13 protein-coding genes are annotated in these 14,257 nt (G+C 73.1%); 9 read left to right on the top strand and 4 right to left on the bottom strand.

Translation table 11 applies throughout. The annotated features are described in order from the left end of the window. Positions 1 to 96 precede the first annotated feature (96 nt). Positions 97 to 1,464, top strand: a complete 1,368-nt coding sequence (locus ACZ79I_RS10070; RefSeq protein WP_471496189.1) for an aminotransferase class V-fold PLP-dependent enzyme — start codon at positions 97 to 99, stop codon at positions 1,462 to 1,464. Here ACZ79I_RS10070 and ACZ79I_RS10065 read toward each other — a convergent pair. Then, complete coding sequence (locus ACZ79I_RS10065) at positions 1,461 to 1,742, bottom strand: Lrp/AsnC family transcriptional regulator (RefSeq protein WP_381080769.1); 282 nt, start codon at positions 1,740 to 1,742, stop codon at positions 1,461 to 1,463. The genes ACZ79I_RS10070 and ACZ79I_RS10065 overlap by 4 nt on opposite strands. Beyond that, positions 1,739 to 2,470, bottom strand: coding sequence for a rhomboid family intramembrane serine protease (locus ACZ79I_RS10060; RefSeq protein ID WP_471496187.1), 732 nt, complete (start codon positions 2,468 to 2,470; stop codon positions 1,739 to 1,741). Before ACZ79I_RS10060 ends, ACZ79I_RS10065 begins: the two co-directional genes overlap by 4 nt. Before the next feature lie 156 nt (positions 2,471 to 2,626). Here ACZ79I_RS10060 and ACZ79I_RS10055 point away from each other — a divergent pair, with 156 nt between their 5' ends. The 5 genes from ACZ79I_RS10055 (at position 2,627) to ACZ79I_RS10035 (ending at position 8,134) form a co-directional block, all read left to right on the top strand. Further along, complete coding sequence (locus ACZ79I_RS10055) at positions 2,627 to 2,866, top strand: hypothetical protein (RefSeq protein WP_381080765.1); 240 nt, start codon at positions 2,627 to 2,629, stop codon at positions 2,864 to 2,866. A 34-nt stretch (positions 2,867 to 2,900) separates the two neighbouring features. Continuing rightward, on the top strand, positions 2,901 to 4,250 hold the full coding sequence (locus ACZ79I_RS10050; RefSeq protein ID WP_471496185.1) for an NYN domain-containing protein: 1,350 nt from the start codon (positions 2,901 to 2,903) through the stop codon (positions 4,248 to 4,250). A 340-nt stretch (positions 4,251 to 4,590) separates the two neighbouring features. Further along, entirely contained in the window at positions 4,591 to 5,625 is a 1,035-nt protein-coding gene (locus tag ACZ79I_RS10045; protein WP_471496183.1) for a C40 family peptidase, read from the top strand. Between the two features lie 219 nt (positions 5,626 to 5,844). Continuing rightward, a complete protein-coding gene (locus tag ACZ79I_RS10040) occupies positions 5,845 to 6,864 on the top strand; it encodes a C40 family peptidase (protein ID WP_471496181.1) in 1,020 nt (339 codons plus the stop codon). Between the two features lie 43 nt (positions 6,865 to 6,907). Then, positions 6,908 to 8,134: a hypothetical protein gene (locus tag ACZ79I_RS10035; protein WP_471496179.1), complete on the top strand. Its 1,227-nt coding sequence runs from the start codon at positions 6,908 to 6,910 to the stop codon at positions 8,132 to 8,134. Positions 8,135 to 8,147: 13 nt separating this feature from the next. Here ACZ79I_RS10035 and ACZ79I_RS10030 read toward each other — a convergent pair whose 3' ends face one another. Then, the gene (locus tag ACZ79I_RS10030) at positions 8,148 to 8,672 is read right to left on the bottom strand and encodes a PadR family transcriptional regulator (protein ID WP_471496177.1); all 525 of its coding nucleotides are present in this window, start codon (positions 8,670 to 8,672) and stop codon (positions 8,148 to 8,150) included. Between the two features lie 112 nt (positions 8,673 to 8,784). Here ACZ79I_RS10030 and ACZ79I_RS10025 point away from each other — a divergent pair, with 112 nt between their 5' ends. After that, positions 8,785 to 10,095 (top strand): MATE family efflux transporter, encoded by a 1,311-nt coding sequence (locus ACZ79I_RS10025; protein WP_471496175.1) that lies wholly within the window; start codon positions 8,785 to 8,787, stop codon positions 10,093 to 10,095. On the opposite strand, the gene ACZ79I_RS10020 is transcribed toward ACZ79I_RS10025, so the two are convergent. Next, positions 10,056 to 11,288 (bottom strand): glycosyltransferase 87 family protein, encoded by a 1,233-nt coding sequence (locus ACZ79I_RS10020; protein ID WP_471496173.1) that lies wholly within the window; start codon positions 11,286 to 11,288, stop codon positions 10,056 to 10,058. The genes ACZ79I_RS10025 and ACZ79I_RS10020 overlap by 40 nt on opposite strands. Before the next feature lie 141 nt (positions 11,289 to 11,429). On the opposite strand from ACZ79I_RS10020, the gene ACZ79I_RS10015 reads away from it, so the two are divergent. Both ACZ79I_RS10015 and ACZ79I_RS10010 read left to right on the top strand, forming a co-directional pair. After that, entirely contained in the window at positions 11,430 to 12,572 is a 1,143-nt protein-coding gene (locus ACZ79I_RS10015) for a glycosyltransferase family 4 protein (protein WP_471496171.1), read from the top strand. Positions 12,573 to 12,617: 45 nt separating this feature from the next. Next, positions 12,618 to 14,255, top strand: coding sequence for a GMC oxidoreductase (locus ACZ79I_RS10010; RefSeq protein WP_471496169.1), 1,638 nt, complete (start codon positions 12,618 to 12,620; stop codon positions 14,253 to 14,255). Positions 14,256 to 14,257 lie beyond the last annotated feature (2 nt).

Genomic DNA, 14,257 nt, shown 5'->3' with positions numbered 1-14,257 from the left:
CTCCTTCTCACCCTTCTCCGTGCCGCCGACGCTGACGCGCGCCCTCCGGCGTGCCGCCCGGCACGGCGATTCCACCTGCCTCACGGGAGTGCACCCATGTCCGTCTCCACCGTTGCCGTCGCCCCTTCCGTCCGCCCTTCCGTCCGCACCCCGCTGCCCGTTCTGGGCGGCGACGTCACCGTCCCGCTCGTCACGGGCGGTGAGGTCGCCTACGCCGCGCTCGACTACGCGGCCAGCGCACCGGCACTGCGGCGGGTGTGGGACGACGTGGCGGCGTACGCGCCGTACTACGGCAGTGTCCACCGCGGCGCCGGGTATCTGTCGCGGCTGTCCACCGACCTCTTCGAGAACGCCCGCAGGACCGTCGCCGGGTTCCTCGACTGCCGCGAGGACGACCAGGTGATCTTCACCCGGTCCACCACCGACTCCCTCAACCTGCTCGCCGCCGCCCTCCCGGCCGGCTGCCGGGTCTTCGTCTTCGAGACCGAGCACCACGCCTCCCTGCTGCCGTGGCGGAACGCCCCGGTCACCTTCCTCGACGCCCCGCGCACCCCGCGGCAGGCCGTCGCGACCCTGGAGCGCGCCCTCGCGGACCGCTCCCCGCACGACGAGGCCCTCGTCTGCGTCACCGGCGCCTCCAACGTCACCGGCGAGCTGTGGCCGGTACGCGAACTCGCCGCGGCCGCCCACGCGCACGGCGCGCGGATCGCGCTGGACGCCGCCCAGCTCGCCCCGCACCACCCGGTGTCCGTCCGCGACCTCGACGTCGACTGGGTCGCCTTCTCCGGCCACAAGCTGTACGCCCCCTTCGGCTCGGGCGTCCTGGCCGGCCGCGCCGACTGGCTGCGGCAGGCCGAGCCCTACCTCGCGGGCGGCGGCGCCAGCCGCAGTGTCACCCGGCGCGCCGACGGGGGTGTGGACGTCGAGTGGCACGAGGGCGCCGCGCGGCACGAGGCCGGATCACCCAACGTCATCGGCGCCCATGCCATCGCCTCCGCCTGCAGGGCGCTCACCGAGGCCGGCTTCGACACCCTCGTCGCCCGCGAGCAGCACCTGGTCCGCACGGTCCGCGAGGGGCTCGCCGAGGTCCCCGGGGTCAGGATCCTGTCCCTGTTCGGCGACGACGCGCCGCGGGTCGGGGTCATCTCCTTCGTCGTCGAGGGCTGGAACAGCTCCCGCTTCGCCGCCGCGCTCTCCGCCGAGTACGGCATCGGCGTCCGCGACGGTCTGTTCTGCGCCCACCCGCTGGTGCGCATCCTGGTCGGCGGCGATCCGCGGAGCGGGCACGCGTGCGGCGCCCCCGGCGGCACCCCTGGCGACCGGCCTCTCGACGCGATCCGCGTCAGCTTCGGCGCGGGCACCCCCGACGAGCACGTGGAGCGCTTCCTCCACGCGGTGGGACGGCTCGTCCGCGACGTCCGGTGCGGTTCGGCGGCGCCCCGGGACTTCCAGCGGAGCGCCTAGTTGTCGAGGCCGATCGCGAACGCCGCCTCCAGGTCGTGCTGTGAGTACGTACGGAAGGCGACGTGGGTGTCCGTGGCCAGCACGCCCGGGATCTTGCTGATCCGGCCGGGGATGACGTCCGCCAGGTCGTCGTGGGCCTTGACCCGGACCATGGCGACGAGGTCGTACGTACCGGTCACGGAGAAGACCTCGCTGACGCAGTCCAGGGCGGCGATCGACTCGGCGATCTCGGGGATCCGGTCCACGCTTGTCTTGATGAGCACGATCGCGGTGATCACGGCTGGTTTTCTCCCTCGGGGGCCTGGGCAGGGGGTTTCACCCTACTCGTACGCCCGTAGCGCACCCAGGCGTAGACGAATCCCAGGGAGAAGCCCACCAGGTGGGCCAGGTAGGCCACCCCGGGTCCGTGCGTGGTACGGCCCGCCGCCATCCACTGCAGGGTCGCCCAGAAGGGCAGCACCACCCAGGCGGGAAAGCGCAGCGGCAGGAAGAGCAGGAACGGGAAGAGACTGGTCACCCGGGCCTTGGGGAACAGGAACAGAAAGGCGCCGAGGACCGCGGAGATCGCCCCGGACGCCCCCACCAGCGTCTGCGCCGACCCGGCGTTGGCGGCGGCGTAGCCGAGCAGGGCGAGATAGCCGCAGCCCGCGTAGAACAGGGCGAACTCCACATGGCCCATCCGCTCCTCGGCCATCGCCCCGAAGACGTAGAGGAAGAGCATGTTGCCCAGCAGATGTACCCAGCTTCCGTGCACGAACAGCGCCGTCGCGGGGGTGAGCGCGGTCCGCGGCGCCCCGCCGAACAGCTCGACCGGCACCACGCCCCAGCGGGCGAAATAGGCCCGCTGCGCGGCCGACAGCGCGTCCCCGGACCCGTACGCCGGGTTCAGTCCCGAGGCCGGCCCGAGCAGGAAGATCAGGCAGCACAGGGCGATCAGTCCGTAGGTCACCGGTGCCGGCTGGCCCCGCAGCGCTCGGGCGGCCGCCCTGCTCCAGGTGCTGATCATGGAACAGAGCATGGCGTAACGGGACCGATCCGCACAGAGTGCCTCGCCGCGGGGTACGGGCGGGCGGCGGGTACCCGCCAGGCCGTAGGGTTACGAGCCACACGCTCCAGGGAAACTGGCGCATCACGGAGACTGGAAGAAGGAAGAGCAGCCACGATGACGGTTCCCCTGCCGACGGAGAAGACCCGCTGGCGCTGCACGCTCTGCGGCAACCTGACGCGGTTCGACGTGACCCGCTCGTCGAAGGTCGTCGAGTACGTGCACCTGGATCTGGCCGGAGAGCCGACGGTCGAGGAGCGCGAGGTGGTCAGTGAGACCATCGAGTCGGTGCGTTGCCGCTGGTGCAACGCCGTGGACCAGGTGGAGCTCGTGGACAGGCCGGGTGCCGGCTCCTGAGGGAGGCGGTCCCGCACAGGCATTGGGGTGACGGATGGTGGAGACCACGGGCGGGGAGTCGGCCGACGGCACCGCTGAGGTGCTCGACCGTCCGCTGCCCGAGGGTGTGCGCCGCCGGGTCGTGCAGATCGTGTCCGACGGATTCGGCGGCCTGACCCTCGGCGACCTGCCCCCGCAGCTGCGGCAGTACGCCCGGTTCGCCCCCAACCGCCGGGCGAAGTTCGCCGGCAACGCCATGGCGGCGGCCCTGGAGACGGACGCGCTGTTCCGGCAGCGCATCGCGGAACGGCTCAGAGAGTCCCAGCCGGAGCTCGCCGGCGCCCTCGACTCCGGCTCACCGCCCCCGGCCGCGGACCCGCTCGACGTGGCGGCCGCGGCCTACGTACTGCGCCCGCCGGGCTGGGTGAAGCTGGTGACCGCCGCCGGCGAGGAGGCCCAGCGCGCGGACGCCGAGCGTGCCGACGAGGAGAGCCGGGCCGAGCTGGAGCGGCTGCGCGGGGAGCTGGCCGCCGCGCGCGACCAGACCCGCGCCGAGACCGAGCGGCTGCGCGTGGAGCTCGACTCGGTGCGCAAGGAGGCCGAATCGCTCCAGCGCAAGCTGCGTGCCGCCCTCAGCGACGTCAAGCGCGGCGAGGCCGCCCTGCGCAAGGTGCAGGGGGAGATCGAGGCCGTGCGCGCCGAGGGCCAGGCGCAGATGTCCGCGGCCGAGGGCGAGAACCGCCGGCTCAAGGCGCGCCTCGGCGAGGCGGAGGCGGCCCTGGAGGCCACCCGCAGGGCGGCGCGTGAGGGGCGCAGCGTCGAGGACATGCGGGTACGGCTGCTGCTCGACACGGTGCTGGAGGCGGCACAGGGGCTGCGGCGGGAGCTTGCGCTGCCCCCGGTGTCGATGCGGCCGGCTCAGACCGTGGACGCGGTCGAACCGGGACGTATGACCCCCAAGGACATCGCCGCCCGCGCCCTGTCCGAGCACGATCCCGCGATCCTGGACCAGTTGCTCGCGCTGCCGCAGGCGCATCTGGTCGTCGACGGCTACAACGTGACCAAGACCGGCTATCCGCAGATGCCGCTGGAGAAGCAGCGGCTCAGGCTCCTCGGGCAGCTCTCGCAGCTCGCCGCGCAGACCGGCGCCGAGGTCACCTGCGTCTTCGACGGGGCCGAACTGGCCGCGCCCGTACTGCTCGCGCCGCCGCGCGGGGTGCGGGTGCTGTTCTCCAAGCCGGGCGTCACCGCCGACGAGCTGATCCGGCAGCTGGTGCGCGCGGAGCCGCCGGGCCGGCCGGTCATCGTCGCTTCCACCGACCGTGAGGTGGCCGACGGGACCGCCAAGGCGGGCGCGCGGCCGGTCGCGTCCGCGATGCTGCTGAAGCGTCTGTCCCGCGGCTGACGGCGCCGGCTGCCCCCGGGTGCGGCGTCGCCGGGACCCACACACCGGTACGCCCCATGCGTACCGAAAACACCAAGCGCAACGTCCGTCGGGGATGCCCGAATTGGCGAAACCTTCACGCAACATAGGGTCAAGCGCACATCACTGCATGTGAGTCGAATGCAAAGAATGCACGTCGCGGCGGAGTTTTTTGCCGTGGGGATTTGAACTGATCACAAGAAGGTCACTAGGGTCTGGCCTCGAACCTCCGCTCGGGTGATCACTCATCGGGAGTGACGGCGGAGGGACACCGCCCACCGGCGTGTCGGTAGGCGGCTGGAGGAAGAAGGAGCTCGCCTCCGTGGCGTCCCACCGTCGACCCAAGCAGCCGAACCGCGCACGTGTGACCGTGCTCACCAGCGTCGCCGCCGCCGCCGTGGCGCTCAGCGCCCAGGCCGCCAGCGCCGCCCCCAGCGCGAAGCCGAGCAAGGACGAGGTCAAGTCCAAGGTCGACAAGCTCTACGAAGAGGCGGAGAAGGCCACCGAGAAGTACAACGGGGCCAAGGAGAAGCAGGAGAAGCTGGAGAAGCAGATCTCCACCCTGCAGGACAAGGTCGCCCGCGGTCAGGACGAGCTCAACCAGCTGCGCGACGGCATCGGCACGATGGCCAGCGCCCAGTACCGCACCGGCAGCATCGACCCCTCCGTGCAGCTCTTCCTCTCCTCGAACCCGGACGACTTCCTCGACAAGGCGTCCACGCTCGACCAGTTGAGCAGCCAGCAGGTCGAGGCGCTGAAGAAGATCCAGGAGAAGCAGCGCGAGCTGGCCCAGGAGCGCAAGGAAGCCTCCGACAAGCTCAAGGACCTCGCCGACACCCGCACCGAACTCGGCAAGAAGAAGAAGGAAGTCCAGGGGAAGCTCGCCGAGGCGCAGAAGCTCCTCAACAGCCTGACCGCCGCGGAGCGCGCGGCCCTGGCCGCGCAGGACGCGCGCGCCAGCCGCGCCAGCGAGCGCAGCGTCCTCAACGGCTCCAGCAGCGCCGCCTCCGGCCGGGCCGCCGCCGCGTTCTCCGCCGCGCAGAGCAAGATAGGCTCGCCCTACGTCTACGGCGCCTCCGGCCCCTCCTCGTTCGACTGCTCGGGCCTGACCTCCTGGGCCTACGCGCAGGCCGGCGTCTCCATACCGCGCACATCGCAGGCGCAGGCCAACGCCGGCACCCGCATCTACAGCACCAGCGACCTCAAGGTCGGCGACCTGGTCCTCTTCTACGGCGATCTGCACCACGTGGGCCTGTACGCGGGCAACGGCCAGGTGCTGCACGCCCCGCGCACCGGAACCGTCGTGCGCTATGAGTCGATCGGCAACATGCCCTTCCAGTTCGGCGTCCGCATCTGACGTTCCCCCCGCGGCTTCTCCGCCCGCCCGAACGGGCGAATTCCAGCGGCTCCCGCTGACCCCGCGTCCCGCCGATGACCTGCGTCAGCGGCGGGACATCGCGTTTCGGGGCGCGTCGGGGTTCTTTGGTCCCCGAGTGATCACCCGGCTACTGTCTGCCGCGTTCTTCCCCCGGCCGTGCGGCGGGGGTTCGTTCAGCGGAAGGGAGTGCGACCGGTCGTGGGGTCCCATCGCCGCCTTGCACCAACCGGCCTCGGCCGGGGCCGTGGCGCCACAGCCGCCGTCCTGTCCGCCGCGGCCGCCGTCGCCGCGGCACTCGGCACCGTACCGGCGGACGCGGCGCCGTACGACGGCCCCCGGGCCGCGGTGGACCGGCTGTACCGGGAGGCCGAGCAGGCCACCGAGGCGTACAACACGGCCGAGGAGCGCGCCGGTTCGCTGCGCCGCCAGGTCGGCCAGGCGCAGGACCGCATCGCCCGGGAGCAGGACCGCGTCAACTCTCTCCGGGACGCGCTGGGGGCGCTCGCCGGGGTCCAGTACCGCTCCGGCGGCCTGGCCCCCACCCTCGCGCTGCTGTTCTCCGACGACCCGGACGAGTACCTCGACAAGGCGGCCGTGCTCGACCGGATCGGCGTCCGCCAGGCCCGGCAGCTCGGAAAACTCCGCTCGGCGCTGCGCGAGTTGGGCCAGGAGCGGGCGCAGGTGGCCGACAGGCTCGCGGAACTGGACAAGAGCCGCAGGGCGGTGGCGCGGCACAAGAAGACCGTCGAGCGCAAACTCGCCAGGGCGCAGCGGTTGCTCAACTCCCTCTCGCTGGCGGAGCGCGCCGCCTACGAGCGGGCGTCCCGCTCCGGCGGGCCGCTGCCCGGCCTCTCCGCCGCCGCCCCGGCGAGCGGCCGTGCCGCCGCGGCCGTCGCGGCGGCACGCTCCGCGCTCGGCCGCCCGTATGTGTGGGGTGCCAACGGGCCGGGCGGCTTCGACTGTTCGGGCCTGATGCAGTGGGCGTACGCGAGGGCGGGCGTCGGACTGCCGCGCACCTCGCAGCAGCAGCGGTACGCCGGCCATCCGGTGCCGCTGTCCGGAGCCCGCCCCGGCGACCTGGTCGTCTACCGCTCCGACGCCAGCCATGTGGCGATGTACGTCGGGGGAGGCCGCGTCATCCACGCGCCGCACCCGGGGGCCGCCGTGCGCTACGACCCGGTGGGGATGATGCCGGTGTCGTCGGTCATCAGACCCTGACCACGGCGCCCGGCCGTGCGGGCCCTGCGCGTACGATCGGCGCGTGGCTGGGCGTGGGCGTGGGCGTGTGCGGGCAGTGGCGGCGGCGTGTGTGCTGCTGCTCGCCGGGCTCGCCGGCTGCGGCGCCCCGGCGGCGCCCGACCCCCAGACGACCGCCGTGCAGCGGCTGCTCGACCGGCGGGCGACGGCCGTTCTGCACCGGGACCGGCCCGCGTTCCTGGCCACCGAGGCCCCCACCGGCGACGCGGCGGGACGGCCCGCGGCCGGTGCCGCCGGGTTCGACAACCTCCGCGCCCTGCCCCTGGCGGCCTGGTCCTACCGCCTCACCGCCCTGCACCGCACCGGCGACCGGGCCACCGCCGACGCCGAGCTGCGCTACCGGGTCGAGGGCTACGACCGGGCGCCGGTCACCACCGCCCGGGCGCTTCGGCTGGTCCGTACCGACGGCCGCTGGTACATCAGCTCCGACACACCCGCCGGGAGGGCGGCCGGGCAGCTCTGGGAACAGGGCGTCGTCGAGGTGGTCCGCGGCACGCACAGTCTCGTCCTCGGGGTGGGACAGCCGCGGCGCGTCCTGCGCGGCTACGCGCGCCTCGCGGACCGGGCGGTACCCGCCGTGACCGGGGCGTGGGGCACCCACTGGCCGGGGCGTGTCGTGGTCGTCGTCCCGCGGTCGCTGCAGGGGATGGCGGAGCTGCTCGGCGCGCCGGCGTCCGGCTACCGGGGCATCGCCGCGGTCACGACCGGTGAGGCGGGAGGCGCCGGGCGGGCGCCCGCGGACCGGATCGTCGTCAACCCCGACGCGTACGCGCTGCTGGGCGGCTCGGGCAGACAGATCGTCCTCAGCCACGAGACCACCCATGTCGCCACCCGCGCCGCCACCACGGCGGCGACGCCCCTGTGGCTGTCCGAGGGGTACGCCGACTGGGTCGGCTACCGCGGCGACGGCCGCACACCCGCCCGGGTGGCCCCCGAACTCGACCGCTCCGTCGCCCGCGGGCGCGTCCCCGCCGCGCTGCCGGCGGACGCGGACTTCGCCTTCAGCGGGGACGCGGGGAGGCTGGCGCAGGCGTACGAAGGCGGCTGGATGGCCTGCCGGCTCATCGCCGACCGCTGGGGAGAGGCCCGGCTCAACGACTTCTACCGGGCCGTGGGCGCCCACCGGCGGCGGGAGGGCGCGGTCGAGGCCGCGCTGAAGGGGGTGCTCGGCACGACGCCGGAGGCGTTCACACGGCAGTGGCGGGCCTATCTGAAGGCCCACCTGGGCTGATCCCGCGGCCGGTTCAGCCCTCCAGCCGCGCGATCGCCTCCCGCAGCCAGGCCCGCTCCGCCTCGCCCGTCGCCCGGGCGACCCGCAGCATGCCCTGCCGGAACAGGTCGTCGGCGTCCTCGGCCCGCAGCGGCTTCCCGTCGCGGTGGAAGAAGCTCGCCGGGGTCTGGAGGAAGTCCAGGCGGCGGCGGAGGACGGCGGCCTGCTCCTCCCGGTCGGGCAGATGGCGCAGGAAGGCGAGCACGGTGTTGAAGCGGACGTGGTCGGTGATCTCCGCCTGCCTGGGGTGCCGCAGCCGTTCCAGCAGCTCGGTCCGGCCCTCCTCGGTGAGCGAGAGGACGCGGCGCGGGACCGCGCCCGCACCCGGCCCGGTGTGCTGCTCCAGCCTGCCCGCCGCCACCAGGCGGCTGATCGCCGGGTAGAGGGCCCCGTCGCTGACCGGGCGGACGTGACCGCTCAGGGCCCTGATCCGCTCCTTCAGCTCATAGCCGTGCAGGGGCTCCTCCGCCAGGAAACCCAGGATCGAAAGCTCCAGCACCGTTCGGCTCCTCGTTGCAGACGTCGTAGGGCCCATGATACCTCTTTTCGAGTTACCTCGAATCGAGGTAGCTCAGGCAACCCGAGGTGACTCGAAAACAGGGAGCCCGGTCGTGAACCTCCACCGCAGACAGCTCGTCTCGCTCGCCCACCCCGTCTACTTCTCCCTGCTCGCCTCCGTCACGGCGGGGATCGTCAACACCTTCTGGGTCTCCCGGCTCGGCGGCCCGGCGGTGGCGGCGGTCGCCGTCGCGACCAACACCGAGAACGTCCTGCTGGGCGTCGCCCTGGTGTTCGCCTCCGGGACGACCGTCCTGGTCGCACACGCCCGGGGCGCCCGGGACCCGGGCGCGGTCCGGGCGGCGGTACGCGGCGGCCGGGCGCTGTGCGCGGTGATCGTGCCGTTCGTCGTGATCGGCGGCCTGCTGCTGCGGGAGCCCCTGGCCCGGCTGGTCCTGGGCGGCGGCGGGCCCGCGCTCCCCCTGGCCGTCGGCTACTTCGCGATCTCACTGCCGGGTACGGCCGTCTTCTTCGCCCAGCAGCTCGTCGACGGCATCCTCAAGGGCACCGGCGACACCCGTACCCCCCTGCGCCTGGCGCTCCTCGCCAACGGGCTGATCCTCGTCTGCGACCCGCCGCTGATCCACGCCTACGGCGTCCAGGGCGCCGCCGCCTCCACGGTGCTGTGCCGCTGCGCCGCCCTCGCGGCGGGGATGCTCGCCCTGCGCCGCAACGCCCTGCTGCGGACGGCGGCGCACACCACGCCCGCGCGGTCCACCGCGGCCGCCCTGCGCCACACGCTGACCACCGGTCTGCCGATGTCCGCGGACTTCACCGTGCGGCAGACCGGCGCACTGGTCCTGGTCGCCATCGTGGCCCGGCTCGGGGTGGCGGCCGTGGCCGGGTACGCGATCGCGTACAAGGTGATGTACGTCGCGACCATGGCCTTCTACGCGGTGCGGCAGGCCGCCTCCATCCACACGGCGCACACCCTGGGCGCGGGCCGGGACGAGCGGCGGGCCATCGGCCGGCAGGCGGTGCTGCTTGCGGCGGCCGTGGGCCTGGCGGCGGCCGTGCTGCTCTGCGCGTTCGCACCGTGGCTCATGCGTGCCTTCGGCGCCGGTCCGGCGGTCGTGCAGGCCGGGGTGCTCTTCCTGCGCTGCATCGGCCCGTACCTGCTGCTGATGGCCTGCTTCATCGCGCTGGGAGGGGTCTTCGAGGGCAGTGGGGGCGCGCCCCTGGTACTGCGCGTGACGCTGCTCGGCACGGCGGTGCAGCTACCGCTCGCGTATGCGCTGTCGGGGCTCGGAGCGGCCGGGATCTGCTGGGCGCTCGCCCTCTCCATGGCGCTGCAGTGGGGCGCGCTGCTCCTGCTGGCGCGCCGTCAGGACGGCGTCAGCGTCTCCTGGGTGCGGGCGGCCTGAGGCGGCACGGTAGGGGCGGGCCGCGAGACGGTGCCGAGCCACAGCTCCCGGGCGGCGGTCACCGTGGCCAGCACCAGCAGGCCGTCGCGCAGGAACAGCAGTGAGACGCCGAGCAGGTCGCCGGCGACGACGTCCGCGAAGAAGACGGGGAACTCCAGGACGGTCGCGAGGCAGCCGGCCAGGACCAGCCCCGCGGGCAGCGCCATCCGGCTGCCGTGGAAGCACAGGCAGACGGCCGCGAGCCCGACCAGCCACACCATGTACTGCGGGCTGATCACCCTGCTGGTGACCGTGGACATCAGTACCGCCGTGAAGGCCGCGTCCGCGAGTGTGTGCACGTGCATGCGCCGGACGCTCACCCGCCACAGCAGCAGCCAGCCGAAGGTGCTCGCGGTCAGGAACAGGGCGGCGGTGCTGACCCAGTCGACGTACGGGCCGGCGAACTCCACCGAGCCGTAGTGGAAGACCACCCGGCCGCTCCAGCCGGCGTGCCGGGCCACCTGGAAGACCAGCGCGCCCAGCGACTCGACCTCGGTGCCGCGGTCGCGCTGGGAGGTCAGGAAGGAGAAGGCGCCGGGCATCGTCAGACCGAACAGCAGGGCCAGGCCCCCGGCCACCACCGCCGCGGACACCCAGGCCCGGCGCCTGACGGCGGCCACCAGCAGCAGCGCCGGCCACGCCTTCAGCAGCGCGCCGAAGCCCGCGAGCGCGCCCATCACCCGCGGGTGGCGGGTCCCGGCCAGCAGCGCGGCGACCGCCACCGCCGTCACCATCACGTCGTAGCGCGCGTAGACGGTCGGGCCGAGCAGTGGGACGCCGACGGCCCAGACCCAGGCGCCGCGCAGCGTCCTGCCGGGGCGCATTCCCGCGGACTGCAGCAGGCAGAAGACCGCGAGGTCGGCGAGGAAGGCCAGCACGTAGAAGCCCTGCGCGTAGTCGAGGAAGGGCAGCAGCGCGGGGGAGAGGACCGCGAGCGCGGCGGCGGGCGGGTACTGCCAGGTGACGTCGTCGTGCGGGAAGGCCCCGGTGCGCAGGGTGCCGTACCAGCCGTGGTAGATCACGGAGACGTCGGTGGTGACGTCCGGGCCGGGGAAGGCGCGCACCTTGAAGACGAAGAGCAGCAGGGCCAGTCTGCTCAGGCCCCAGGTGACGAGCAGCCAGACCGGGAACCGTCGTGTGTCCGTGATGCCCACCTGAGCCCCTGTTCCTTCCGTGTCGTCCCGTTCGTGCCGTGAGGGGCCATGATTCCGTGTCAGCCCGTGCCGGGGCCATGAAGCGCGGCCGTGCACGGCCGCGGGGACGGCCGCACACCGGGTTCGGTACTGTCGACGGCGATGCACAAGACGCTGATCGTGACCAACGACTTCCCGCCCCGCCCGGGTGGCATCCAGGCGTTCCTGCACAACATGGCGCTGCGCCTGGACCCCGGGCGGATCGTCGTCTACGCCTCCACCTGGAAGCGCGGCAGGGAGGGCGCCGAGGCGACGGCCGCCTTCGACGCCGAGCAGCCCTTCCCCGTCGTACGGGACCCGACCACGATGCTGCTGCCCACGCCGGGAGCCACCCGGAAGGCGGTGGGACTGCTGCGGGAGCACGGCTGTACGTCGGTGTGGTTCGGGGCGGCGGCGCCGCTCGGCCTGATGGCGCCGGCGCTGCGGCGGGCGGGGGCCGGGCGGCTGGTGGCGACCACGCACGGGCACGAGGCGGGGTGGGCCCAGCTGCCCGCGGCGCGCGGCCTGCTGCGCCGGATCGGCGAGGCCACGGACACCATCACCTACCTGGGCGAGTACACGCGCTCGCGGATAGCCTCCGCGCTGACGCCCGCGGCGGCCGGACGCATGGTGCAGCTGCCGCCCGGGGTCGACGAGAAGACCTTCCACCCCGGCTCGGGCGGCGACGAGGTACGGGCCCGTCTGGGGCTCACGGACCGGCCGGTGGTGGTCTGTGTGTCCCGGCTGGTCCCGCGCAAGGGGCAGGACACCCTGATCCGGGCGATGCCCCGGATCCTGGCCAAGGAGCCGGACGCGGTACTGCTGATCGTCGGGGGCGGGCCGTACGAGCGGGACCTGCGCAGGCTCGCGCACGAGACCGGGGTCGCGGGCGCGGTCCGCTTCACGGGCCCCGTCCCCTGGTCGGAGCTGCCGGCGCACTACGGGGCGGGCGACGTCTTCGCGATGCCGTGCCGCACCCGCCGGGGCGGCCTGGACGTCGAGGGCCTGGGCATCGTCTACCTGGAGGCGTCCGCCACGGGCCTCCCGGTGGTCGCCGGCGACTCGGGCGGCGCGCCGGACGCGGTGCTGGACGGCGAGACGGGCTGGGTGGTCCGCGGCGGGTCGGCGGAGGAGACCGCGGATCGTGTCATCACCCTCCTCGGCGACCCGGAGCTGCGCCGCAGGATGGGGGAGCGGGGCCGGCGGTGGGTCGAGGAGAAGTGGCGCTGGGACCTGCTGGCGGAACGGCTCAGGGAACTGCTTTAGCCGCCCGCCCTAGGCGGAAGCCGAAAATCCGCCGATGCTGCGTGCATGACAGAAAAACTGACGCATCATCACCTGAGTAGACGTCATATCCTCGGCATCGCCGCCCTCCAGACGGCGGCCGCCCTGGGATTCACGCGCATAGGTCTGCAGTCCGCCCAGGCGGTCGAGCCCGCCGCGGTCGAATCCGTCCCCGCCATCGTCATCGGCTCCGGGTACGGCGGCGCCGTGGCAGCCCTGCGCCTCGGCCAGGCCGGCATCCGCACCCTCGTCCTGGAGATGGGCCGCCTGTGGAACACCGCCGGCCCCGACGGCACGGTGTTCTGTTCCACCACGGCCCCGGACCAGCGGTCGATGTGGTTCCGCACGCGCACCGAGGCCCCGCTCGCCACCTTCCTGTGGCTGGACGTCGTCAACAAGAACATCAGCCCCTACCCGGGCGTCCTCGACCGGGTGCACTTCGACGCCATGTCCGTGTACGTGGGACGCGGCGTCGGCGGAGGCTCCCTCGTCAACGGCGGGATGGCCGTCACCCCCGTCCGGTCGTACTTCGGCGAACAGTTCCCCACCGTCGACGCCACCGAGATGTACGGCACCTACTTCCCGCGCGCCCGCGCCATGCTCGGCGTCAACACCGTCGACCCCGACTGGTTCGAGTCGACGGAGTGGTACCGCTTCGCCCGCACCTCCCGGAAGGCCGCCGCGAACGCCGGTCTGAAGACCACCTTCGTGCCCAACGTCTACGACTTCGGCTACATGCAGCAGGAAGCGGCCGGCACGGTGACCAAGTCCGCGCTGGCCGGCGAGGTCATCTACGGCAACAACCACGGCAAGCGCAGCCTCGACAAGACCTACCTGGCCTCGGCGATCGGCACCGGCAACATCACGATCAACACCATGGAGCGGGTCCGGGAGATCCGGCGGCAGGCCGACGGCACGTATCTGCTGACCGCCGACCGGATCGACGCCGGCGGCGCGGTCGTCGGGACCGGGCAGTACTCGTGCACGTACCTCTTCCTCGGTGCCGGCAGCCTCGGCACCACCGAACTGCTGGTGCGGGCACGGGAGACCGGCGCCCTGCCGGCGCTCGACGCCAGCGTCGGCACCGGCTGGGGAACGAACGGCAACGTGATGCTCGGCCGCGCCAACCACCTCTGGGACACCGTCGGCGCCGACGAGTCCACCATCCCCGTCCTGGGCATCGACGACTGGGCCAACGCCGACAACCCCGTCTTCGCGGAGATCGCCCCGCTGCCCATGGGCCTGGAGCACTGGATCAGCCTCTACCTGGCGATCACCAAGAACCCGGAGCGCGCGTCGTTCTCGTACGACCCGGCGACGGATTCCGCGAAACCGGGCTGGACGGCCGCCCAGAGCGCGGTGTCCGTGAGCATGGCGAAGAAGCTCTTCGACCGGATCAACGCGGCCAACGCGACGATCTACCGCTACGACCTCTTCGGCTCCCCGAGCAAGCCGTTCGCCGACGACTTCACCTACCATCCGCTCGGCGGCTGCGTCCTGGGCCGGGCGACCGACGACTACGGCCGTGTGAAGGGCTACCCGAGGCTGTACGTCACCGACGGCTCCCTCGTGCCCGGCTCCATCGGCGTCAACCCGTTCCTCACCATCACCGCGCTCGCGGAACGCACCATGGCCCGGGTCCTCGCCGAGGACACCGCACCATGACG

It is taken from the genome of Streptomyces sp. PSU-S4-23 (assembly GCF_055632315.1).
The sequence above is the reverse complement of the archived record's forward strand: the minus strand, read 5'-3'. Positions and strand labels throughout refer to the sequence as shown.